This window comes from Halovivax ruber XH-70 (assembly GCF_000328525.1).
Lineage (GTDB): Archaea > Halobacteriota > Halobacteria > Halobacteriales > Natrialbaceae > Halovivax > Halovivax ruber.
In genome coordinates, this window is sequence record NC_019964.1 from 2,119,137 (window position 1) to 2,140,609 (window position 21,473).

The following is a 21,473-nucleotide window of genomic DNA, read 5'->3' on the forward strand; positions in this document are numbered from 1 at the left end:
GCATCGAACCGGGCGGGCTCGTGACTGTCGTCGATTCTCCCAGTTCGCGCCGACGCTCGCGAACGAGGGAACGAGAAGCTGCGAGCCAGGAATAGCTGCATTCGGAAACTGGGACGGCGAACCCGTGAATTGTCGCCGTGCTGGACAGTATTATATCGCCCGAGCGAATAGGGGGCGCATGGCCGACCGGATTCTCGTTCCCTACGACGGATCGCCACAGTCACGAGCGGCGCTCGAACTGGTCTTCGACGAATTCCCCGATGGAGACGTGACGGCGCTGTACGTCATCGAGATCCCGCAGGGGTACTGGGCCCAGCTCATCGGCCCCGAACTCCAGCTCCCCGTCAGCGAACAGGTCGAAGAACACGCCGAAGAACTCCTCCAGTCGGCGAGCGACATCGCGACGGAATACGGACGGGATTTGGAGACGACGTACGTGACCGGCGAACCGGACAATCGGATCGTCGCCTACGCGGAATCGGAGTCGATGGATCTGATCGTCATCGGCAGCCACGGGCAGGAGGGCCTCTCGCGCGTCCTGCTCGGGAGCGTCGCAGAAACCGTCGTCCGGCGCTCCCCGGTTTCCGTCCTCGTGGCCCGGGGAGACGGAGACAGGTAGAAACGAGGGGAGACGGAGTGGGTTCTGCTGGCCCGCCTGCTCGCGATCGAAGACGAACACGTACGACAGGCGGAGAAGAATATCACGAATTGAAGAGAGTACGCCAGATAAATTGAGGAAGGTCAACCTACTCGTGACTTTCGCCGCGAAAGAGGCACTTACTGGATGAAATCGTTCATCTACTTTAACCCGGATGCCACCGTCAATCGGTTCGCGAGGCATGAGTAGACAAAAACTGATAGCCGTCACACTCACAGTGGCCATGCTCCTTTCGGGCATCGCCGCAGTGGGACTGGCGGCTCCGGGCGCATGGACCGACCAGCATCAAACAGACGACTCGACGGACGGGACCGAACTCACCGTCACTGTCGAGAACGCGACCGTCTTCGTCGTCCCCGACGAGTCGAACGTACCGATGGACGGTGCGGGCGACATGGCCGATAACGCGACGGACGACAACGAGTCCGGTATGGACGATAACGAGTCGGACGACACCGGTGTCGGAACCGACGACAACGAGTCCGATGCCGGCATGAACGACAGTTCGAACGGAACCAGCGCCGAGAGCGTCGAGCGACTCGACGAAGTCCACATGGAGGTAACCGTGGAGTCGGCGAACATCGTCGATCTCAACGACACCGGCATGGGTGCGGACGACTCGGCCGGAATGGCCGGTGACGAGACCGACGAATCCGAGACCGACGCCGGCGGCGACGCGGCCGGCGCTAGCCAGAACCTGACCATCGGGCAGGCCACCGTCTTCGTCGTCATCGACGACGACGAGTGGACGGGTGCGGACGGAGAAACGAGTCTGAGTGACAGTGAACTCGACTCGGCCTCGATCTTCATCGCCGTCGGCGACGAGACCGACGACTCGATGATGGGTGAGGACAATGGCGTCGGCACTGACGACAACGAATCCGACACTGACGCTGGAATGGACGACAACGAGTCCGACACCGGCGTCGGCACCGACGACAACGAGTCCGACGACACTGACACCGGTATGGACAACGAGTCCGAGACCGGAATGACCGACGGTGGTGACGTGAGCATCAACACGTCGACCATCTTCGTCTATACGACGGGCTCACTTGCCGACCTGGCCGGCGATGAGGGCGCTGACACGGCCGCAACCGACGGTGGAACGGACGTCGGCGACAACGAGTCCGATAGTGGCATCGGCGCTGACGACAACGAGTCCGACGATAGCGGCGTTGGAACCGACGACAACGAATCCGATACTGGCGTCGGCACTGATGACAACGAGTCGGACGATAACGGCATTGGTATCGACGACGACAACGAGTCCGATGCTGGCGTCGGAACAGACGACAACGAATCCGACACTGGCGTCGGGACAGACGATAACGAGTCGGACGACACCGGCGTTGGCACCGACGACAACGAGTCCGATGCTGGCGTCGGAACGGACGACAACGAGTCGGACGACACCGCCGTTGGCGCTGACGACAACGAGTCCGACGCTGGCGTCGGGACCGACGATTCCGAAGACGACACGACGACCGACGAACAGACAGAACCCGATACGACCTGGACCATCGAGAGCGCGACGATCTACGTCTACGCTCACGAGGACATGATGGGCACCGGAGACGACTCCGGACTCGGCGACGACTAACGACGCGGCGACACGGCCGTTCGATCGGCCGAACGACGCCGTCCGTCTCATTTTTCGCAAACGTGATCTAGAAGCCCCAGCGACCGCGACGGCGGGGCATGGAATGCAGTCACAGATCGACACTGAGCTGATCGACACTGAGCGGATCGACAGTAGGCGGGTCGACAGCGGGCGGATCACGAACGTGCGGATGGAGAAGCTGGCGCAGGCCTGGCGGCCGATCTGGGAGTCGGTTCGGCGATCGTAGGTGATCAGGCCCGGACGTCTTTCGGGTCCCGATCCCAGTGTCGGTGGGCAGCGATCGCGTCGACGAACGCGTCGAGGGTGGAATCGAGCGACGAATCGTCGCGAGTCGTGACGACCCCGAGCGCAGAGACGGTCCCATCACCGTCGGCCGCGAGATCGACGTCCGGCAGGTCGAGTCCGTCGAGCAGGTCGACACCCTCGCCGACCGCGGCGATCGGCTTCTTGTGTTTGAACAGCTCCGCGACGAAGTGGGTCGCGTCCCCCTGCTCGGAGAGCGCATCGACGCTGTCGCGCCCACCAGGAACGATGGCCGCGTCGAAGAGGACGGAACTGGTCGTCGCGTGGGCCTCGTCGGCTTCGATCGGATCGCCGCTGGCCGCCGTTCGGTCGCCGAGAAGCTTGGAGACGATCGTGACGCGTGCACCCTCGTCCTCGAGGGCAGTGCGTATCGTCTCGACCTGCTCCGCGTCGACACCGTCGTCGAGCAGGACGGCGACCTTGCGCGTCTCGATCGTCTCCGGCGTCCGGTTCGCCATGCTCAGCGAGGGGTCCTCGCGGTCGTGGTCGTCGATCTCGTCACCAGGTGTGTCCGGCGGCTCGACACCGATGCCCTCGGCGACCCGTTTCGCGAACTCGTGATCGACGTTGTTGAACAGGTCGAAGACGACGCGTTCGCGGATCTGCATCCGGTCGACCTTGCCGAGTTCGAAGTGCGCCGCGTCGACGATGTGTGTTTTCTCGTGATCGGTCATGCTGTTCCAGAACAGCCGAGCCTGCGAGAAGTGATCCTCGAAGCTCTCGCTTCGATTTCTGATCTTCCGCCCGTCGACCTTCTCGGCGTGGTGCTCGTAGCCGCCCTCAGAGGCGGACGCCTCCGCCGGATCGTCGTCGCCGATGGAGTTGGGCTTGTACGACGCCGTGCCGGTGTTGATCTCCTGGCGCATGAATCCAGCGCGCTGGTTGTTGTGGCGTTCGGCCAGCGGTCGGTTGATCGGTATCTCGTCCCAATTCGCGCTGTTGAAGCGGTTGAGTTGCGTATCCTGATAGGAGAAGAGCCGTCCCTGCAAGAGCGGGTCGTTCGTGAAGTCGATGCCGGGGACGACGTTGCCAGGGTGGAACGCCACCTGTTCGGTCTCGGCGAAGAAGTTGTCCGGCGTCTCGTTCAGCACCAGCTTCCCGATCGGCCTGACCGGGACCTCGGTCTCCGGGATGATCTTCGTCGGATCGAGCAGGTCGAAGTCGAACTGGTCGGCTTCGTCCTCCTCGACGAGTTGGACGCCAACCTCCCACTCGAGTTCGTGTCCCGCCTCGATGATGTCGTAGAGACCTTCGCGGTTGAAGTCGGGATTGTTCCCCGCGATCTTCTGGGTCTCGTCCCAGACGAGTTCGTTCGTGCCGAGTTTCGGATCGAGGTGGAACTTGACGAACACGGACTCGCCTCCGTCGTCGACGAACCGGTACGTGTGGACGCCGAAGCCCTGCATCATCCAGTAGGCCCTGGGAAGTGCGCGCCCCGAGAGGAGCCACATGAGCATGTGCGTGATCTCCGGCTTGAGTGAGGCGAAGTCCCAGAACGTGTCGTGTGCCGAGGCGGCCTGCGGGACCGCGTCGTCGGGCTCTGGCTTGATCGCGTGTACCAGATCGGGGAACTCGATCGCGTCCTGGATGAAGAAGACGGGCATGTTGTTCCCGACGAGGTCCCAGTTGCCCGCCTCCGTGTAGAACTTGATCGCAAAACCCCGAACGTCCCGCACCGTGTCCGCCGATCCGCGCGAGCCGACGACCGTCGAGAACCGGGTGAACACCGGCGTCTTCTGGGCCGGATCCTGCAGGAAGGACGCCTTCGTCACGTCCGAGATGTCGTCGTACTCCCCCAGATCCGGATCTTCGTACGGCTGGAAGTAGCCGTAGGCGCCCGTTCCCCGGGCGTGGACCACCCGCTCCGGGATCGACTCGTGGTCGAACTGGGTCATCTTCTCCCGGAAGTGGAAGTCCTCCATAATCGTCGGCCCCCGCTGGCCCGCCTTCAGGGAGTTGTCCGTGTCCGGGATCCTGACGCCGTGGTCGCCCGTCAGGTACTCGCCCGCCGCATCCTCGCGAACCTCGTCGAGCTGGCGCTGTTTCGCCTCCGCGTCGACATCCTCGCCGTCGCTCGTTCCTGGCTGGCCACCGTCGGCGGCCGTCTCGTCGGGTGACTCGTCCACTGCCTCGTCGGGCGACTCCTCGATTGTCTCGTCCGTCGCTTCTGCAGTGTCGTCGCCCGTGGCTGTCGATGGGGGATCCTCCTCGAACGATTCGTCTTCCGTGCCGTCGTCGGTGGGGGATTCCGGTGGCATGATCGATTCGATGTGGCTGGCGGAGCACGGGACACGGCTCCGCTCACAGCCCGGGGCTCGCTTCCACGAACCGGGTGGTAAAACATGGCCAGTCTGCCGTCGGCTCAGGTGGGATCCTTTGACGTACGTCGTCGGTGTACGAGACGTCGATGCGCTGGCTGTACGTCGCCCTCGGTGTGAGTATCCTCGTTGCAACGGTCGTCGACATCCTCTGGACGACGCTGTGGGTCGATGGGGGTTCGGGGCCGCTCGCCAGGCGACTCACGACCGGAATCTGGCGAGGATTGCGACGGGTGAGTGACGAGCGCCGGACCTTAAGCACCGCGGGCCCGCTCATCCTCACCGGAACGCTCGTACTGTGGATCGCCGGCATCTGGACCGGGTGGAGCCTGCTGTTCGCCGCCGACCCCTGGGCGCTCGTGAGTACGAGAACTGGTGCCCCCGCCGATTGGCCGGGCCGCATCTACTACGTCGCCTACACCATGTTCACCTCGGGCAACGGCGACTACTTCCCGCGAGGCGACGGCTGGGAACTGGCGAGCGCGCTCACGACTGCCACGGGGATGGCGTTCGTGACCCTCGGTGTTTCCTACGTCCTCACCGTCCTGAGCGCCGTCTCCCAGAAACGCTCGTTCGCGAGCGCCGTCACCAGCCTCGGCGAACGGTCGGAAGCGTTCGTTCGGGCCGGCCACACCGACACCGACGGCTTCGACGGGCTCGAACGCCCGCTCGAATCCCTCGGCGAACAGCTCGGCCAGCTCGCCGACCAGCACCAGTCCTACCCCATCTTGCACTACTACCACAGCGAACGGCCGACCGAATCCGCGGCGGTCGCCGTCGCCATCCTCGACGACGCGCTGACCGTCTTCGAGTGCGGGCTCCCCGAAGGAAACGGACCGAATCGAACGGTCTGGCGCGTCGCTCGCGGCAGTGTCGATCAGTACCTGTACACGCTCGATACGGCGTTCGTCGATCCCGCCGACGAGGCGCCGCCTCCACCGGCGCTCGATCGACTGCGACGGGCAGACATCGACACGGTCTCGGACGACGCCTTCGCGGACGCACTCGCCGAACGGAGCGAGCGGCGGCGGACGACGCTCGGCGTCGTCCGCGGCGACGCCTGGGAGTGGCCGCCGGTCGACGACGATGCGGCGTGAACGCGGGTCGATCGCTCCGGTTGGGACACCGACGAGCACCCTCAGTGGACCGCGCTGGCACTCAGGAGTCGGCGACCCGGGAGACGATCGGCGTCGCCGTCACACCGTGGACGACGATGGAGATGAGAACGACCGCGCCGACCAGCGCCCAGAGCAGGTCGGGCTCGGCGAAGACCGCCTCGTTCAGCGCGTGCGAGAGGTAGTAGAACGAGCCGATGCCGCGAATCCCGAAGAAGGCGATCGTGGCGCGTTCCGTCCACGGACGATCGAAGCCGAGGAGTGAGATGACCCCCGCCAGCGGCCGGATCACGAAGACGATGGCCACCGCGACGACGGTCGCCTCGACGGTCAGCGGGCCGAGCAAGCCGCTCGCGATCGCCCCGCCGAAGAAGATCATGATGACGCCCATCGCGAGCTGTTCGGCGAGTTCGGCGATCTGATGGAGCGAGTCGTTGTACTCGTGGGAACGCTCGGAACTGCGGATCGTCACGGCGGCGACGAACACGGCAATGAAGCCGTAGCCACCGACCGCTTCCGTGAGTCCGTAGACGAGCAGGGTCCCGGCGACGGCTTCGAGTCCCTGGACCGATTGGGCGATCTTGGTGTCAGGAGCGGTGAGGAAGATGAGCCGTGAGACGAGCCAGCCCAACGCGACGCCGAGGAGGGTGCCGACGACGATACGGTAGCCCACGTCGACGAGGAGCCACTCGACGGCCCAGTTGCCCGGCGCCAGCCCGATCAGGGCGATCGCGATCGCGAGATTGGTAAACGGGAACGCCAGCCCGTCGTTGAGCCCCGCTTCCGAGGAAAGGGCGAACGAGACGTCTTCGTCGCCGACGGGACTGTCCTCGTACTCGGCTCCCGTCTGGGGTTCGTCGACCTGCACCTCGGCGGCGAGGACGGGATCGGTCGGGGCGACGACCGCCCCGAGGAGGATGGCCGTGGGGGCGACGAAGCCGACCACCCACCACCCCAGTACCGTCGCCCCGGCGATGGACAGCGGCATCGCGATCGCGAGCAAGCGCCACGTCGAGGCCCAGGCTCGCAACCCAGGTGGCCGGTCGAGTTTCAGCCCGACCCCCATCAGTGCGATGATCACCCCGAACTCGGCCAGTCGTTCGGTCGCCGCGGGCTGTTCTAACGGATCGAGCGCCGGGAGCCCGATCGGTAGCGAAAAGACGGCGGCACCGAACGCCACGAAGAGGATCGGAAGCGAGATGGCTCGCCGAGCGACGAAGCGCGGCAAGATCGCAATGGCGAACAGGAGGATGCCGGCGACGATCACCAGCAGATCGTACAGTTCGAACGCCACGTAGCCACCTCCCACGAGCACCGACAAAAACCACAGTCCACGGAGAGCGGTCACCTACCACAGTCCACGGAGAGTGGTCACCTACCACAGTCCACGGAAAGCGGTCTCCTACCACAGTCCACGAAGAGCAGTCCACTGCGGCATCGGGACGGTGCTGCCATCGTTCGTGGATGTCCCGCCGCCCGACGTACGCAAGCCCACCGTAGTTCGGCGCCGACCCCCAGCATCGACTATGACCGGGCGTCGCGCCGAACCGGTGAATGCGACCACCGACGGCGGTGAGAAGCGATCGCAGGCCGACGAGACGAGCGATGCGCGCTCGACATCGCCGACCGATTGGACGACTCGCCGGCGCGTACTCCGTACCGGCGCAGTTGCGGGGCTCGCCGGACTGGCCGGCTGTACCGAGGACGTCGGGTCGGAATTGCTGCCGAACAAGAAGTGGCCGGTCGCCGAACTGACGCCGTCACTGCCCATCGAGACCAGAGCCGACCGGTTCGACGCGAGCGTCGAGGCGGCCGCCGGGGCGGAGATCAGCGACGTCGAGACGTTCGCCGACGTCGTCACGGTCCGAATTCCGCGCCTCGAATCGGTCCGCGAGGATCGAGACGTCCTGTCCGTCGCGTACGTCACGGACGTCGATCGGAGCGAGGGGATCGGCAACCACGTCGCCGCACTCGCCGGCGCCTACGCGGCACTGGTCGACACCGGGTACGACGCGTACGCGCTCGGGACGACGATCCTCGAATCGCCCGACGAACCGATCGGGAGCGCGGTCGTCTACACCGACTGGGCAAGCGCCTACAACAGGGGCCGCTACACGACGGCCGAGTTTCGCGAACTCGTCTGGACGACCATCGAATCGACACGAGACCCGCCGACGGTCGCGGTCGAGCCGGACGAGTGACCGAGCGGCAGAGATGAGTCGTCGAGCGGGTCGACGACTCATCGGCCGAACGTGATGCGCGGTCGATCGAACCGATCACGGTGACGAGCGCCGACAACCGATTTAAGGCGGTTCGTTCCCGTGTCCGAGTATGGACATCTACGAGAGCGACCTGCCGGGCGTCGGGAAGAAACACGAGGTCGAACTCGAAGACGACGCTCGCCTCGTCATCATCACACACAACACAGGGAAGCGAGAGATCTACCGGAAAGAGTCGCCGGACGCCGACGGTGAGCGACTCTTCGAGCTCTCCGATCGACTCGCCAGAACGGTCGGGACGATCCTCGAGGGCGCGTACTTCCAGCCGGTCGAGACCGAACAGGTCGAGACGCTGCTCTCGGACGAGACGCTCATCGAGTGGTACAACGTCGACGACGGGGCCGAGCTGGTAGGCCAATCGCTCGCCGACGCGAACGTCCGCGAACGGACCGGCGTGTCGGTCGTCGCGATCCAGCGCGGCGACGACGTGCTCTCACCGCCCGAGCCGACCGACGTCATCCAGACCGGCGACACGGTCGTCATCGTTGGCGCCCGGGAGGATTGCCAGACGTTCGAATCGTTGGTCTCGGGGGACGACGCCTGAGGTGATGCGATGAGGCCACACCGTCTACCGGCCGAGAGCCGCGTTGGACGACCCGAGAGCCGCGTGGCGGCGAGCGATGCCGCGCCGCAGGAGGGCCGACCGTGGCCGAGGTAACGCTCTTCCAGGTCGGGGTGCTGTTCGCCGCGGCGGCGGTCGCCGGCGTCGCCGCCGACCGGATCGGCCAGTCGGTAATCCCGCTTTACATTCTCGTCGGAATGGCCCTCGGCCCGTTCGTGCTGGGGCGGCTTCCCGACGTCCTCCCACCGCTCGAGGTCGCCGGAATGGACGTCGTCGGGTCCGTGAGTGCGATCGCCGTCGACGGCACGACCGGCTTCGTCGTGCTCGGGGCCGAGATCGGGATCGTCCTCCTGCTGTTCTTCCTCGGGCTGGAGTTCAACATCGAGCGGCTGCTCGAATCCCGACAGCGGATCGGCGCGGCGGGGACGATCGACCTGGCCAACTTCGTCGTCGGCTTCGGCCTCGGCTGGGTCCTGTTCGGCGGCGTGCTGGCAGCCGTTTTCGTCGCCGGGATCGTCTACATCTCCTCGTCGGCGATCATCACGAAGTCGCTGCTCGACCTCGGCTGGATCGCCAACGACGAGGCCGACCCGATCCTGGGTATCCTGGTCTACGAGGATCTCTTCATCGCGATCTACCTGGCGATCATCACGGCGATCGCGACGGGAAGCGGCGGCGTCTCGGAGGCGCTCACCTCGGTCGCCGTCGGGATGGGGTTCATCGTCGCCCTCCTCGCGCTGGTGACCCTCGGAGAGCCCATCTTCGACCGGCTGCTCGCGGGCGCCTCCCACGAGTTCACCGTCATCCGGACGCTCGGACTGACGGTGTTGATCGCCGGCGTGGCACTCTCACTCGGCGTCAGCGAGGCCGTCGCGGCCTTCTTCGTCGGGATGGGATTCGCCTCGACCGACCACGTCCACGATCTGGAGCGACTGCTCGAACCCGTTCGCGACACCTTCGCCGCCCTGTTCTTCCTCTGGATCGGCCTGCTCACCGATCCGGCCTCGTTCGGACCCGTCGTCGGGCTGATCGCGATCGCGGTCGTCGTCACGACGGCCTCGAAGCTCGTCACGGCCTACTGGGGTGGCCGGGTCTACGATCTCTCTGAGCGGCGGTCCGTCCGCGTCGCACTCGGGATGACGACCCGCGGCGAGTTCTCCCTCATTATCGCGAGTATCGCACTCACCGCGGGCGCCAACGGCGTCGTCCCCGCCGGCGTCGCCGACGAACTCTACGCCCTCGCCGTCGGTTACGTCCTCGCGATGAGCATCCTCGGCACGACGCTCATGGGCTACGCCGATCGGATCGAGGGGATCGTCGTCCCGCGACTCGAGGCGAGATCGACCTGAAATCGATCGACAGCGTCGCGTCGAACGGTCCGAGGTGCGTCCACCGTCGGTCGAGCGGTCCTCAGAACGCTTAAGGTGGGTCGCTAGTAGCCATTGAGCATGAACCCGACTGTCCAAATCGTACGCGAGTCGCAACGTCCCCCACCGATCGGTGGCGACACAGCTGCGGTCGAGGCCTCCTGACCGATGAGCGACGAGGAACTCGCCAAGGACCTCGGGCTGGTCTCGGCGATGATGATCGGGATTGGGACGATGATGGGAGCCGGTATTTTCGTCCTCCCCGGGATCGCGTCACGGGAGGCGGGCCCGATCGTCGTCGTCTCGTTCGTCATCGGTGGCGCCATCGCCATGATCAACGCACTCGCCGTGAGCGAACTCGGGACGGCGATGCCGAAAGCCGGAGGCGGGTACTACTACATTAATCGAGGACTCGGGCCCATGTTCGGGTCGATCTCCGGTATGGGCGACTGGATGGGGCTCGCCTTCGCCTCGGCGTTTTACTGCATCGGTTTCGGTGGCTACCTCACCGGCATGCTCGAGGGAACGGCCGCCGAACTCCCCTCGCTCTCGCTCGGGACGTTCTCACTCCCATCGGTGCCACTCCCCGAAGTATCGCTCTTCGGGGCCGAATTCCTCGGGACAACCCTGCTCGGCGGAACGACGACGCTCGGCGTCTCCGACATCCAGATCGGGGCGCTGCTCGCCGGCGTGGTGTTCGTCGGCGTCAACTACATCGGTGCGAAGGAAACCGGCGGTATCCAGACGATCATCGTCTCCGCGTTGCTGTTGATTTTGACTGTCTTCGCCGCCGCCGGGTTCTTCGAGTTCGAGTGGGCGACACTGCTAGACGAAGGCGGCGTCGCACCGACGGACCAGGGATACGGCGCGATCCTCCCGGGAACGGCACTGGTCTTCGTCTCGTTCCTCGGCTACGCGAAGATCGCGACCGTCGCGGAAGAGCTGAAGAATCCGGGGCGGAATCTCCCCCTGGCCGTGATCGGCAGCGTCGCGATCGTCACGGTGTTCTACGCAATCTTGGTCAGTATCATGGTCGGAATCGTCCCCTGGAACGAACTGGACACTGAGACGCCGGTCTCACAGGTGGCCGAACTCAGCTTCGCCGGCATCCCCCTCCTCGAACTGGTCGGCGTCGGCGCCATCTCGGTGGCGGCGCTGCTCGCGACGGCCTCCTCGGCGAACGCCTCCATCCTCGCCTCGGCGCGTATCAACTTCGCGATGGGGCGCGACAAACTGATCTCGGACGAACTCAACGAGATTCACCCGCGATACGCGACGCCGTATCGCTCGATCGCGCTGACTGGTGGCCTCATCATCCTCTTCATCGTGGCGCTCGGGCAGGATCTCAAGATCCTCTCGAACGCCGCGAGCGTCCTCCACCTCATCGTCTACGCCCTGATGAACGTCGCCTTGATCACGTTTCGCGAGGCCGACGTGCCGGAGTACGACCCGGACTTTCGCGTTCCCTTCTACCCGATCACGCCAATCCTGGGAGCGCTCTTTTCTTTCGGGTTGATCTACTTCATGGACGGTATCGTCATCGCACTGAGCATGGCGTTCGTCGTCGGGTCGATCGCCTGGTACTGGTTCTACGCACGAAAACACACGAAGGTCCAGGGCGTTCTCAGCGAACACATCCTCGATCGGTCGGAGGAGATGCCCGACGCCGCCGTCTCCGCAGCCGAAGTCGCGGCTCCGGACGAAGTGGTTCCCGACCGTGTGATGGTCCCACTCTCGAACCCCCGAACCGAAGGGGCGCTGATGGAACTCGGGAGCGAGTTGGCCGCGGACCGTGACGGCATCGTCCACGCCGTCCACATCGTCAAGGTGCCGGATCAGACGCCGCTCGATCGCGGCGCAGCCGTGACCGATCGCATCGACGCCGAGTCACAGCGACTGCTCGATCAGGCTCGCGAGAGCGTCTCCCGATCCGACGTCGAGATCGAAACGACGACGGTCGTCTCGCATCGGCCATTCGAGGCGATCTTCGACGCGGCCAACCGACACGACGCTGACGCGGTCGTCATGGGCTGGGGAGACGATCGACCGTGGGCGGCCGGACGAGCCGAACGGCCGCTGGACGAGCTCACGCACGATCTGCCGTGTGATTTCCTCGTCCTGAACGAGCGGGAGTTCGACACCTCGCGCATCCTGCTGCCGACCGCGGGTGGCCCGGACTCGGATTTGAGTGCGGACGTCGCCCGCACCTTACAGCGGACGAACGACGCGGACGTCGAACTGCTCTACGTCGTCGACGATCCGTCCGAACGAGACGAGGGGGAGGCGTTCCTCTCGGCGTGGGCCGAAGAACACGGGCTTTCCGACGCCGGCCGCACGATCGACACTTCGGGCGACGTGGAGGAAGCGATCCGACGCGAATCGAGCGATCGAACCCTCCTGCTCATCGGAGCGACCGAGCGCGGACTGCTCTCCAGACTCGTCGATCGGTCACTCGTCTACGACGTCGTCGACGAGGTCGAGTGTTCGGTCTTGCTGGCCGAACGGCCGACGAAACGCTCGCTCTTCGAACGGCTCTTCGGCCGGTCGTAGTCGCGCCCTGTCACTGACAGATTCGCCGTCGCGGATTACTCGGCCGGTTTTGGCAGTGAGACGACCGGAATCGACGGGTCAGTCACGATCCGAGTGGAGACGTCTCCCGCGAGCAGGCGGGCGATCCGACTCCCCCCACGTGCACGGAACGCGACGGCGTCCGCGTCGACGTCGGCGGCGGCCTCGAAGATCGTCTCTGCCACGTCAGTTCCGTAGTATCGGTCCGTATCGACCTGAACCCGATCGCCGAGTGTCGTCTCCACGTCGTCCAGAATGTCCTCCGAGTCTTCCTCTCGTTTGCCAAGCGGAGCCTTGTCGATGCCGCCACCGGCTTTCTCGATGACGTGGACGGCTGTTACCCGCTCGACGTCGTCGAGGTAGCCCGAGAGCGCGTGACAGGTCACGTCCGCGTCGGCCTCGGAGGCGACCGGAACCAGCAGGTGTCGAAAGTGCATAGTGATGAACGGCGGTTCGTCGGGCCGCGGCAAAAGGATTGGTACCGGCGGGCGGTCGGGTTCGGCCGGTCTCGAAGCGTCGTTGCAGCCGTTCCGAAGTGTCGTTACAGCCGTCCCGAATCGTCGTAATATCCGCCCTGAAGCGCCGATTCGGCCGGTTCAGCGCGGCTCAGGACTTCCAGAAGGCCGGCAACAGCAAGACGAGGACGGGGACGAACTCGATCCGGCCGATCCACATCATGACGACCATGACGAACCGGGTCGACGTCGGGAACACCGCGTAGTTGTCCATCGGGCCGGCTTCGCCGAACGCGGGGCCGATGTTGAGCGCGATCGACGCGGCCGCCCCCAGCGCGTCGAACTCGGAGACCGCCCGGCCGGCGAGCGAGGCGTCGGTCACGACGAAAACCGTGAGCCCGAAGAAGATCAGGAGGGCGAGCATCACGTACGAGAAGATGTCGCCGATCGTCTCCTCGTCGACGACCGAGTCCCCGAGCCGGATCGGACGGACCGCCTGCGGGTGAATAGAGAGAAACAGGTTCCGGTACAGCCCCTTCAGGATGACCAGCCAGCGCAACGTCTTGATCGAACAGGTCGTCGAGCCGGCCATCCCGCCGACGAACATGCTCAGAAAGAGGACGTGCTGGGCGCCGGGACCCCACGTCGTGTAGTCGAACGACGCGTACCCGGTGGTCGTGATCATCGAGACGACGTTGAACAGCCCGTGTCTGACGGAGGCCTCGACAGACTCGATGTGCCCCGGATCCACGACGAGCACGCCGATCACGAGCGACGAGGCAAATGCGACGACTCCCAGGTAGAAACGGAGTTCTTCAGACTGGCGAGGGCGATCGAAGTCGCCGTGAACGAGATACCACAGCAGGATGAAGTTCGTCGCCCCGAGGAGCATGACTGGAATCAGAACCCACTGGACGATAGGAGCGAACGCCGCGATGCTCTCGGCCTCTGGCGAGAATCCGGCCGTCGAGACGCTCGTAAGCGCGTGGGCGACCGCGTTGAAGAGCGTCATTTCGTCGGCGAGGCCGACGACGTTCAGCCCGTACAGGACGGCGATCGTCACGAGCGTCAATCCGACGTACAACCCCCAGATGATCCGCGCCGTCTGCTCGATCTCCGGGGTCAGTTTGTTCACGCTCCGTGTCTGCGTCTCGGTCTCCATCAGCTGGGCACCACCGACCATCAGGTTCGAGAGGAGGCCGATCGCGACGATCAGGATGCCGAGCCCGCCGAGCCACTGGAGGAGCTGACGCCAGAGGAGGATGGCCCGGGACTGGTGCTCGAAATCCCACCCGCTCATGATCGTCGCTCCGGTCGTGGTCAACCCGCTCATGCTTTCGAAGAGCGCGTTTATCGGACCGTCGACCGGCCCCGCGAACGCTGACTGCGAGGGCGCACCCTGGCCCACCAGAATGAACGGAATCGCGCCGATCAACGCCACGCCGAGCCAGGTCGACGCGACGATGAGGAGACCTTCTCTGTGTTCTAGCTCCCGGACATCGGACAATTGCTCCAACGCGAGGCCGAGGACGACCGTCACGGCGACGGAGACGGCGAAGGGGACGACGTCCGCGCCGTCGTAGAGGGCAAGCGCGAGCGGCGCCAGAAGCGGGACGGCCAGCCACTTGAGGACCGTCCCGGTCAAGCTCGCGCTCGACCGCCAGTCGACGCGGATGGACATTGCGTACCCCCTGCTGGGGCAGGTGGGGCAATAATGGATTCGGAACGGAAGTCTGCGTGATTCGGAACGGGAATCTGCGGCCGACCCCGACGGAGAGTCGAGGCAATCCCATTGCAAACGTGAATGCCCGATAGCCGATAACAGGCGTTCTGACCGGCGTTCAGTCCGAACAAAGTCGTATCCGGATGGCGGAACGTATATGATAGTGGCTCGGCAATCGCCGCCAATGAACGACGGTGACCGATCGTGCGCGTCGTGATCGTCGGGGCCGGTGCGGTCGGCCGGACGATCGCCGAGAACCTGGCCGACGGTCACGACGTGATCGTCGTCGATCAGGACGAGGATCTCGTCGAGGAGCTAACTTACGAGCTCGACGTGCTCGCCATCGCCGGCGACGGCACCGAGATCAGCACGCTCCGCGAAGCCGAGATCGACGAAGCGGACATCGTCATCGCGTCGACGGACGACGACGAGACGAACGTCGTGATCTGCGGCGCGACGAAGACGGAGAGCGAGGCCTTTACCATCGCCCGCGTCCGACGCCGGACCTTGCTCGAAACCTGGCAAGGATCCGAGGGCGCCTTCGGCGTCGACTTCATGGTCTGTACAGACCTCCTGACGGCGCAAGCGATCTTTCGCGTCGCCGGGCTCCCCGCCGCACGGGACGTCGACATGTTCGCTGGTGGGCTCGTCCGGATGGCCGAGTTCGAGATCCGCGAGGGGAGTCCCGTCGCGGGCCAGACCGTCAAGGAGGCCGACCGCTACGACTCGCTGACGTTCGCCGCCGTCTTCCGGGACGACGAGATGCTCGTCGCCAAAGGAGAGACCGTCATGTGCGAGGGCGACCGCCTCGTGGTCATCGGCAGTCCCGAGTCCATCACGAAGTTCGCCGGCGAGGTCGCGTGCATCGAGGACAACGGCACCAAGGAGGTCGTCGTCGTCGGCGCGAGCGAGATCGGGTTCCAGGCCGCCCGCGAGTTCGAAGAGCACGGGCACGAACTCCGGCTGATCGAGCAGGACCCGGATCGGGCGCGAGAGGCCGCCGAACGACTGCCGAACACGATGGTGCTCCAGAGCGACGCCACCGACACCGACTTTCTCCTGCGCGAGCACATCGACGAGGCCGACGTCCTCGTCGCCGCCCTCGACAGCGACGAGAAGAACTTACTCGCCGCCTTGCTCGCCCACCGCGTCGGCGTCGAACGGACAGTCGCGGTCATCGAGAACGTCGAGTACGCCGCCCTGTTCGAGACGGTCGGCGTCGATGTCGTGATCAACCCGCGCGAGGAGACCGCCGAAGAGATCGTCCGCTTTACGCGTGCAGCGCGCACGGAGAAGGTCGCGATGCTCGAACACGACCGCGCGGAGGTCATCGAGATCGAGGTCGGACCCGGCAGCACGCTCACCGGCAAACCGATCGCCGAAGCGACGCAGGACCTGCCCGAGGGAGTCGTCATCGGCGCCATCTCCCGCGGCGGCGACCTGATCACGCCGCGCGGGACGACGGTCGTTCGGCCCGGCGATCACGTCGTCGTGTTCGTCGACGCCGCAGTACTTGACGAGGTAATCGAACTCCTATAGATGGTTTTTGGTCGCTTCACGATGGGCAGGGGACACCTCAGAGTCGACGTTCGAGCGGGATTGAGTCTCGTCGGAACGCTGACCGCAGCGCTCTCCGTCGCGCACATCGTTCCCATCATCGTCTCGCTGGCGTACGGCGGCGAAGACCTCTGGGTCTTCGTCGCGACGTTCGTCCTGACCGCGGCGGTCGGCCTCTCGCTCCGCCAGCTCGACCCACATCCAGAGCCGGGCGCGCGCGAAGCGTTCATGGTCGTCGCGCTCACCTGGCTCTTCGCCGCCGTCTTCGGGGCAGTGCCGTACGTGCTCGCCGGGAACGGTGCCATCGCCCAGCCCGTCAACGCCTTCTTCGAGAGCATGAGCGGCTTTACGACCACGGGCGCGACCGTCATGGACAACATATCGCTCGACCACCACTCCCACGCGATCCTCATGTGGCGCCAGCTCACCCAGTGGCTCGGCGGGATGGGGATCATCGTCCTCGCCGTCGCGATCCTCTCGGAGATGGCCGTCGGTGGCGCCCAATTGATGCGCGCGGAGACGCCCGGTCCGGGTGTGTCGAAGCTGACGCCACACATCGAGCAGACTGCGCGCGTCCTCTGGCTCGCCTACGTGTTCTTCACTGCCCTCTTCATCGTCCTCCTGTACGCGCTCCATCTGGCCGGGTTCGCCGAGAATATGACCCTCTACAACGCCTTCGCACACGGGTTCTCCACGTTGCCGACCGGCGGCTTCTCCCCCGAGGCCAGAAGTATCCAGGCGTTCTCGCCGGCGGTACAGTGGCTCTTCGTCCCCTTCATCTTCGTCGCCGGGGTCAACTTCGTCCTCTGGTGGCACGTGTTGACCGGCGATCCACGCTCGCTCGTTCGCGACGCGGAGTTTCGCCTCTACCTCGGTGCCGTGACGGTCCTCTCCGCGGTCGGGGCGGTCGTCCTGTTCACCTCGTCGCTGGAGACGGTCGACGCCGGCGTCGTCGGTGGCCAGCTAGAGCGCTCGCTTCGATACGCAGTGTTCCAGATCGTCTCGCTCGTCAATTCGACGGGATTCGCAAATATGGACTTCTACGAGTGGAGCGGCCCGGCGAAGGCCATCCTCCTCTTTGCGATGTTCGTCGGCGGATCGACCGGTTCGACTGGCGGAGGGATCAAGATCCTCCGCTGGCTGGTTATTCTGAAGACGCTCCGCCGAGAGCTGTTCACGACGGTCCACCCCGACGCCGTCCGGCCGGTCCGGATGAACGGACGGGTCCTGAACGAGGAGGCCGTCCGCGGCATCTACGCCTTTACCCTGCTGTACGTCGTCCTTTTCTTCGTCGGGATCGGCCTGCTGGCCGCGGACGCCGCTCGCGTCGGCGCCGACCTGACCTTGCTCGACATCCTCTCCGCCTCGATCGCGAGTCTGGGCAACATCGGCCCCGGCCTCGGCGAGGTCACCGGGCCCATGGGCGGCTACGGCTCCTTCCCCACGACCTCGAAACTCCTCATGATCCTCTACATGTGGATCGGGCGACTGGAGATCTTCCCGGTACTGGTGCTCCTGACGAAAGCGTACTGGCGGTCGTGACGCGGACGAAAACCGATTGGTACTCGAGAGCGAGACGGACGAAGGTCGACTGATACTCGAGATCGAGACGGGACGCACCCGGTTTCCGATCCAGTGCAGGTCGACGGAAACCTTGAACCCACAGGGCGCCTACACTCAGACGATGCTCCGCGCGGTGGTCTTCGATCTGGACGAGACGCTCGCCGTTCCCGACCGCGACCGGGCGACCCTGCTCGCGGAAGCGACCGAGGCGACCGGCGCCCCGTCGCTCGATCGGGGCGAGTACGTCGAGGTCCACCGCCGCCACCTCACCGGCGAGACGCGCGAACCCATCTTCGACGAGTTACTCGCGGACGCCGACGTCGATCCGGCCAGCGTCGCGGCGGCGTATCGCGAGTCGGTGACGAACTCGCTGTCCATACTGCCCGGCGTCGAACCGATGCTCGAACGCCTCGGCGAGCGGTACCGCCTCGGGCTCCTCACGAACGGGCCCGTCCGCGCCCAGCGAACGAAGCTCGAAGCCCTCGGCCTCGAATCACCCTTCGACGCGATCCGGGTGACCGGCGAACTCGTGGCCGGCAAGCCCGACGAACGCGCGTTCGCCGCAATTCTCGACGCCCTCGACGTCGAACCGGGCGAGGCCGTCTACGTCGGTGACGACGTCGAGACCGACATCGGGGGGGCGACCGAGACCGGGATGGCGACGGTCCAGGTGCTGCTCCCGGACGCCACCCCGGATCCGCGGGCGGACGCACACGTCGACCAGCCGAACCTCGCGTCGACACTCCCCACTATCCTCGACGAGCTAAACGCCGAGTGAACGAGTGGCCAGTCACTCACCAACTCGACCACAAACCGTCGCGAGGACCTCGACCGCCCGTTTGACCGCCCCGCCCGACTCGACGAAGACGAGCGTCTGTGGTGGCGTCGTCGCCTTCGGGCGCGTTCTGAGACCGGCCCCCGAGGCCGCGTCGGTCGCGACGTCCGGGACGACTCGAAACGCGAGGTGAATACGATCGTCGTGGACGTTCACCGTCGCGAGGGTGGTATCTGCCACCTCACTGGTGGTGTCGTCGCCCGCTTCTCCAGTAATCGTGTACGCACGCGCCCCGTCCGCCGTCGGTTCGACGTCCGTGTCCGCGTCAGTCACGCGAACCGATCCGAGTGGGCCATCCGTGCGGCCCTCGACTTCGGAGGCGAGCAACTCGGCGATCCTGATCCCGTCCGTAACTCGCTCCTCGACCATACGCCATCGTGTCGGCCAGCGCGCTAATCGCCTTCGGTCGACGGCGAGGCGACGACAATCGCAAGAAAGGCAACTCGAACGCAGATGGCGTCCGAATGGACATCGTCACGGAACGTCAGCGCCACCGACCGAGAGTAGTCAGGCGTCCGCATCGAGCACCGCCTCACGCACGTCCGGACGGACGTCGGCGACGTCGACGCCCTCGCGACGGGCGTAGACCAGCGCCGCGGCCTCGATCGTGAGGCCGAGCGACTGCTGACAGGCGTTGATCGCGCCGACAGCTTCGTGTTTGGGCTGGCCGTCGGCGACGATCGCGTCCAGAATCCGCTCGAACGGAGACCGCTCCGTGAGGACGTCCTCGTCGGGGACGAACTCCTCTGGAACCTGTACCTCGGCGACGTCGGTCGTCAGCACGAGCGTCTCGCCGTCGCGTTCGATGATGCCGGCCTCCGTCGCGACGTCGACGAGGCGCGTGGCCTGATCCGGCGAGAACCAGTCGCGATCCATCGAGAGGGAGACGACGAACTCGTTCTCGCGCATCGACTGCGTCCCTCGCTGGACGAACGGTGCGGCCGCGGCGACCCGAAGACTCATCGACGCCTCGTTTCGCGACCGACCCGTTAACCGTGACGGTTCCGCGAGCGGCCCCAGGTCGGACGAACGGGTCGTATCGAGCCATATAAGTAACCGCCGACAGTCTATCCACTCATGCAAGATCAGGGCCGCTCGACGCGCAAGCGTACCGGTGGACGTCTCAAGCACGCACGAAACCCGCGAAAGGACGAACTCGGCCGCGAACCGACCGAGACGCAGGTCGGCGAACCGCGATTCCAGACGGTCGATTCGCGCGGCAACGGCTCGAAGACGCGTGCACTCGCGACCGACGTCGTGCAGGTCAACGACGGCGAGGAGACCGTCGCCGCGACGATCGAGAACGTCGTCGAAAACGACGCCAACCCCAACTACGTGCGCCGAAACATCATCACGAAAGGCGCCGTCATCGAGACCTCCGAGGGGACCGCACGCGTCACGTCCCGACCGGGCCAGACGGCCCAGGTCAACGCCGTTCTGCTCGAGTAATCAACGTCCTTACGGTCGCGGTGCCGCCTTCTGAAGTGCCGTTTCGGCGATGTTGCCCCCGTAGTCCGCACATCGCGAGAGCGAGTCGACGATCAGGCCGAGCGACTGCGCCTCGACGGGGTCGAGATCTCGGAGCCGATCGTCGATCTGGCGGGTATGTTCGTCGATCTCGCGAACCATCTGGCGAGCCTCGTGACCGAGTTCGGTCGCGCGATCGCTGTCGTCCGCGTCGAGTGCGTCCATCGACGTGCGGATCACGTCGTCAGCGTCCTCGTAGAGCGCGTGGAGTGCGTCGGCGACGGGACCCGGAATGTCAGCCAGTTTCAGCGCGAGTTTGCTCATCTTCACCGCGTGGTCCGCGACGCGTTCTAACTGGCGGGCGCTCGAGTGGTAGTCGAAACAGTCCTCGCGCGTGACGCCGAGGGATTCGGCAGCCGTCGGGGAGCGCAGCGTCGCCCGGAAGATCCGCGAGACGACGAGGAAGAGTCGGTCGACGTCGTCGTCGCGCTGGATCACGTCGTGGGCGATGTCGTCGTCGTTCTCGACGATCGCGGTGACGGCGTCTTCGAGCATGGATTCCGCGATCAGTCGCATGCGGGAGACGGCGTTGACGATCGAGAGCTCGGCCGAGTCGAGCAGGTCCTGGATGACGACGCTGTCCGTCGTCTCCGAGAGCACCTCGACGCCGACCAGATTCTGTGTCGCGTCCCGAATCGCGCGACGCTGGTCGGTCGTGACCCGGTCGGCGGTCAGTCGGATGAGGTCGAACCCGCTCACGTACATCGTCATGACCGCGCGGGTGAGTTGCTCGTCGGTGATGTCCGTGACGTCCATCGTCCCCTCCTGGTGGCCACTCTCACGCTGCGGGGTCAACAGAAGGGCCCCGTCCTCCGGGTAGAATTCGACGGTACTTCCGGCATCGACCCCGTTCGCCGTCGCCCACTCTTTGGGCAACGAGACGGTATACGTAGAACCGCCGGTCACCTGCACCTTGCGGGTCTCCATACGTGAGCATGAGCCCACTAGAATATAAATGTACTACGATCTATGTATTCTACCGCAGGGATACAGAAGCGGCGAAGAAAGCTGCAGTTACT

General features: G+C 65.2%; 19 protein-coding genes. 12 read left to right on the plus strand and 7 right to left on the minus strand.

Annotated elements, in window-relative coordinates; translation table 11 throughout:
* The first annotated feature begins 178 nt into the window (after positions 1-178).
* The 3 genes from HALRU_RS10105 (at position 179) to HALRU_RS15730 (ending at position 2,508) form a co-directional block, all read left to right on the plus strand.
* Positions 179-619, plus strand: coding sequence for a universal stress protein (locus HALRU_RS10105; protein ID WP_015301287.1), 441 nt, complete (start codon positions 179-181; stop codon positions 617-619).
* Positions 620-839: 220 nt separating this feature from the next.
* Entirely contained in the window at positions 840-2,261 is a 1,422-nt protein-coding gene (locus HALRU_RS10110) for a hypothetical protein (RefSeq protein WP_015301288.1), read from the plus strand.
* Between the two features lie 103 nt (positions 2,262-2,364).
* Complete coding sequence (locus HALRU_RS15730) at positions 2,365-2,508, plus strand: hypothetical protein (protein ID WP_015301289.1); 144 nt, start codon at positions 2,365-2,367, stop codon at positions 2,506-2,508.
* A 4-nt stretch (positions 2,509-2,512) separates the two neighbouring features.
* Here the strand turns inward: HALRU_RS15730 and HALRU_RS10115 are convergent, their stop codons facing one another.
* Positions 2,513-4,843: a catalase gene (locus tag HALRU_RS10115; protein WP_015301290.1), complete on the minus strand. Its 2,331-nt coding sequence runs from the start codon at positions 4,841-4,843 to the stop codon at positions 2,513-2,515.
* 149 nt (positions 4,844-4,992) lie between these two features.
* Here HALRU_RS10115 and HALRU_RS10120 point away from each other — a divergent pair, with 149 nt between their 5' ends.
* The gene (locus HALRU_RS10120) at positions 4,993-6,000 is read left to right on the plus strand and encodes a potassium channel family protein (RefSeq protein ID WP_015301291.1); all 1,008 of its coding nucleotides are present in this window, start codon (positions 4,993-4,995) and stop codon (positions 5,998-6,000) included.
* Between the two features lie 61 nt (positions 6,001-6,061).
* On the opposite strand, the gene HALRU_RS10125 is transcribed toward HALRU_RS10120, so the two are convergent.
* Positions 6,062-7,312: a cation:proton antiporter gene (locus HALRU_RS10125; protein WP_148680504.1), complete on the minus strand. Its 1,251-nt coding sequence runs from the start codon at positions 7,310-7,312 to the stop codon at positions 6,062-6,064.
* Positions 7,313-7,544: 232 nt separating this feature from the next.
* On the opposite strand from HALRU_RS10125, the gene HALRU_RS10130 reads away from it, so the two are divergent.
* From HALRU_RS10130 to HALRU_RS10145, 4 genes are all read left to right on the plus strand, one after another.
* Positions 7,545-8,219: a hypothetical protein gene (locus HALRU_RS10130; protein WP_015301293.1), complete on the plus strand. Its 675-nt coding sequence runs from the start codon at positions 7,545-7,547 to the stop codon at positions 8,217-8,219.
* A 130-nt stretch (positions 8,220-8,349) separates the two neighbouring features.
* Positions 8,350-8,841: a cation:proton antiporter regulatory subunit gene (locus HALRU_RS10135; RefSeq protein WP_015301294.1), complete on the plus strand. Its 492-nt coding sequence runs from the start codon at positions 8,350-8,352 to the stop codon at positions 8,839-8,841.
* Positions 8,842-8,942: 101 nt separating this feature from the next.
* Positions 8,943-10,208: a cation:proton antiporter gene (locus tag HALRU_RS10140; RefSeq protein WP_015301295.1), complete on the plus strand. Its 1,266-nt coding sequence runs from the start codon at positions 8,943-8,945 to the stop codon at positions 10,206-10,208.
* A 186-nt stretch (positions 10,209-10,394) separates the two neighbouring features.
* A complete protein-coding gene (locus HALRU_RS10145) occupies positions 10,395-12,776 on the plus strand; it encodes an amino acid permease (RefSeq protein ID WP_015301296.1) in 2,382 nt (793 codons plus the stop codon).
* Positions 12,777-12,811: 35 nt separating this feature from the next.
* Here HALRU_RS10145 and HALRU_RS10150 read toward each other — a convergent pair whose 3' ends face one another.
* Together HALRU_RS10150 and HALRU_RS10155 are read right to left on the minus strand one after the other, a co-directional pair.
* Positions 12,812-13,231 (minus strand): universal stress protein, encoded by a 420-nt coding sequence (locus tag HALRU_RS10150; protein WP_015301297.1) that lies wholly within the window; start codon positions 13,229-13,231, stop codon positions 12,812-12,814.
* Positions 13,232-13,400: 169 nt separating this feature from the next.
* Positions 13,401-14,930, minus strand: coding sequence for a TrkH family potassium uptake protein (locus HALRU_RS10155; protein WP_015301298.1), 1,530 nt, complete (start codon positions 14,928-14,930; stop codon positions 13,401-13,403).
* Positions 14,931-15,176: 246 nt separating this feature from the next.
* Here HALRU_RS10155 and trkA point away from each other — a divergent pair, with 246 nt between their 5' ends.
* The 3 genes from trkA (at position 15,177) to HALRU_RS10170 (ending at position 18,870) form a co-directional block, all read left to right on the plus strand.
* Positions 15,177-16,511: a Trk system potassium transporter TrkA gene (trkA, locus tag HALRU_RS10160; protein ID WP_148680505.1), complete on the plus strand. Its 1,335-nt coding sequence runs from the start codon at positions 15,177-15,179 to the stop codon at positions 16,509-16,511.
* Positions 16,512-16,532: 21 nt separating this feature from the next.
* Complete coding sequence (locus HALRU_RS10165; protein ID WP_148680506.1) at positions 16,533-18,071, plus strand: TrkH family potassium uptake protein; 1,539 nt, start codon at positions 16,533-16,535, stop codon at positions 18,069-18,071.
* 142 nt (positions 18,072-18,213) lie between these two features.
* A complete protein-coding gene (locus tag HALRU_RS10170; protein ID WP_015301301.1) occupies positions 18,214-18,870 on the plus strand; it encodes an HAD family hydrolase in 657 nt (218 codons plus the stop codon).
* A 12-nt stretch (positions 18,871-18,882) separates the two neighbouring features.
* Here HALRU_RS10170 and HALRU_RS10175 read toward each other — a convergent pair whose 3' ends face one another.
* Positions 18,883-19,296 carry a hypothetical protein gene (locus HALRU_RS10175; protein ID WP_015301302.1) on the minus strand — a complete coding sequence of 138 codons (414 nt, stop codon included), beginning with the start codon at positions 19,294-19,296 and terminating at the stop codon, positions 18,883-18,885.
* Positions 19,297-19,434: 138 nt separating this feature from the next.
* Positions 19,435-19,890 carry a DUF2240 family protein gene (locus HALRU_RS10180; protein ID WP_015301303.1) on the minus strand — a complete coding sequence of 152 codons (456 nt, stop codon included), beginning with the start codon at positions 19,888-19,890 and terminating at the stop codon, positions 19,435-19,437.
* A gap of 114 nt (positions 19,891-20,004) precedes the next feature.
* Between HALRU_RS10180 and HALRU_RS10185 the strand changes: the two genes are divergently transcribed.
* The gene (locus tag HALRU_RS10185; RefSeq protein WP_015301304.1) at positions 20,005-20,376 is read left to right on the plus strand and encodes a 30S ribosomal protein S8e; all 372 of its coding nucleotides are present in this window, start codon (positions 20,005-20,007) and stop codon (positions 20,374-20,376) included.
* 9 nt (positions 20,377-20,385) lie between these two features.
* Here HALRU_RS10185 and HALRU_RS10190 read toward each other — a convergent pair whose 3' ends face one another.
* Positions 20,386-21,381 carry a phosphate uptake regulator PhoU gene (locus tag HALRU_RS10190; protein ID WP_015301305.1) on the minus strand — a complete coding sequence of 332 codons (996 nt, stop codon included), beginning with the start codon at positions 21,379-21,381 and terminating at the stop codon, positions 20,386-20,388.
* Positions 21,382-21,473: the final 92 nt, after the last annotated feature.

What these genes read in the sequence shown, in the direction of transcription:
- HALRU_RS10105 (WP_015301287.1), top strand. Translation starts at nt 179, where the DNA reads ATGGCCGACCGGATTCTCGTTCCCTACGACGGATCGCCACAGTCACGA.
- HALRU_RS10110 (WP_015301288.1), top strand. Translation starts at nt 840, where the DNA reads ATGAGTAGACAAAAACTGATAGCCGTCACACTCACAGTGGCCATGCTC.
- HALRU_RS15730 (WP_015301289.1), top strand. Translation starts at nt 2,365, where the DNA reads ATGCAGTCACAGATCGACACTGAGCTGATCGACACTGAGCGGATCGAC.
- HALRU_RS10115 (WP_015301290.1), bottom strand. Translation starts at nt 4,843, where the DNA reads ATGCCACCGGAATCCCCCACCGACGACGGCACGGAAGACGAATCGTTC.
- HALRU_RS10120 (WP_015301291.1), top strand. Translation starts at nt 4,993, where the DNA reads ATGCGCTGGCTGTACGTCGCCCTCGGTGTGAGTATCCTCGTTGCAACG.
- HALRU_RS10130 (WP_015301293.1), top strand. Translation starts at nt 7,545, where the DNA reads ATGACCGGGCGTCGCGCCGAACCGGTGAATGCGACCACCGACGGCGGT.
- HALRU_RS10135 (WP_015301294.1), top strand. Translation starts at nt 8,350, where the DNA reads ATGGACATCTACGAGAGCGACCTGCCGGGCGTCGGGAAGAAACACGAG.
- HALRU_RS10145 (WP_015301296.1), top strand. Translation starts at nt 10,395, where the DNA reads ATGAGCGACGAGGAACTCGCCAAGGACCTCGGGCTGGTCTCGGCGATG.
- HALRU_RS10150 (WP_015301297.1), bottom strand. Translation starts at nt 13,231, where the DNA reads ATGCACTTTCGACACCTGCTGGTTCCGGTCGCCTCCGAGGCCGACGCG.
- HALRU_RS10155 (WP_015301298.1), bottom strand. Translation starts at nt 14,930, where the DNA reads ATGTCCATCCGCGTCGACTGGCGGTCGAGCGCGAGCTTGACCGGGACG.
- HALRU_RS10165 (WP_148680506.1), top strand. Translation starts at nt 16,533, where the DNA reads ATGGGCAGGGGACACCTCAGAGTCGACGTTCGAGCGGGATTGAGTCTC.
- HALRU_RS10170 (WP_015301301.1), top strand. Translation starts at nt 18,214, where the DNA reads ATGCTCCGCGCGGTGGTCTTCGATCTGGACGAGACGCTCGCCGTTCCC.
- HALRU_RS10175 (WP_015301302.1), bottom strand. Translation starts at nt 19,296, where the DNA reads ATGGTCGAGGAGCGAGTTACGGACGGGATCAGGATCGCCGAGTTGCTC.
- HALRU_RS10180 (WP_015301303.1), bottom strand. Translation starts at nt 19,890, where the DNA reads ATGAGTCTTCGGGTCGCCGCGGCCGCACCGTTCGTCCAGCGAGGGACG.
- HALRU_RS10185 (WP_015301304.1), top strand. Translation starts at nt 20,005, where the DNA reads ATGCAAGATCAGGGCCGCTCGACGCGCAAGCGTACCGGTGGACGTCTC.
- HALRU_RS10190 (WP_015301305.1), bottom strand. Translation starts at nt 21,381, where the DNA reads ATGGAGACCCGCAAGGTGCAGGTGACCGGCGGTTCTACGTATACCGTC.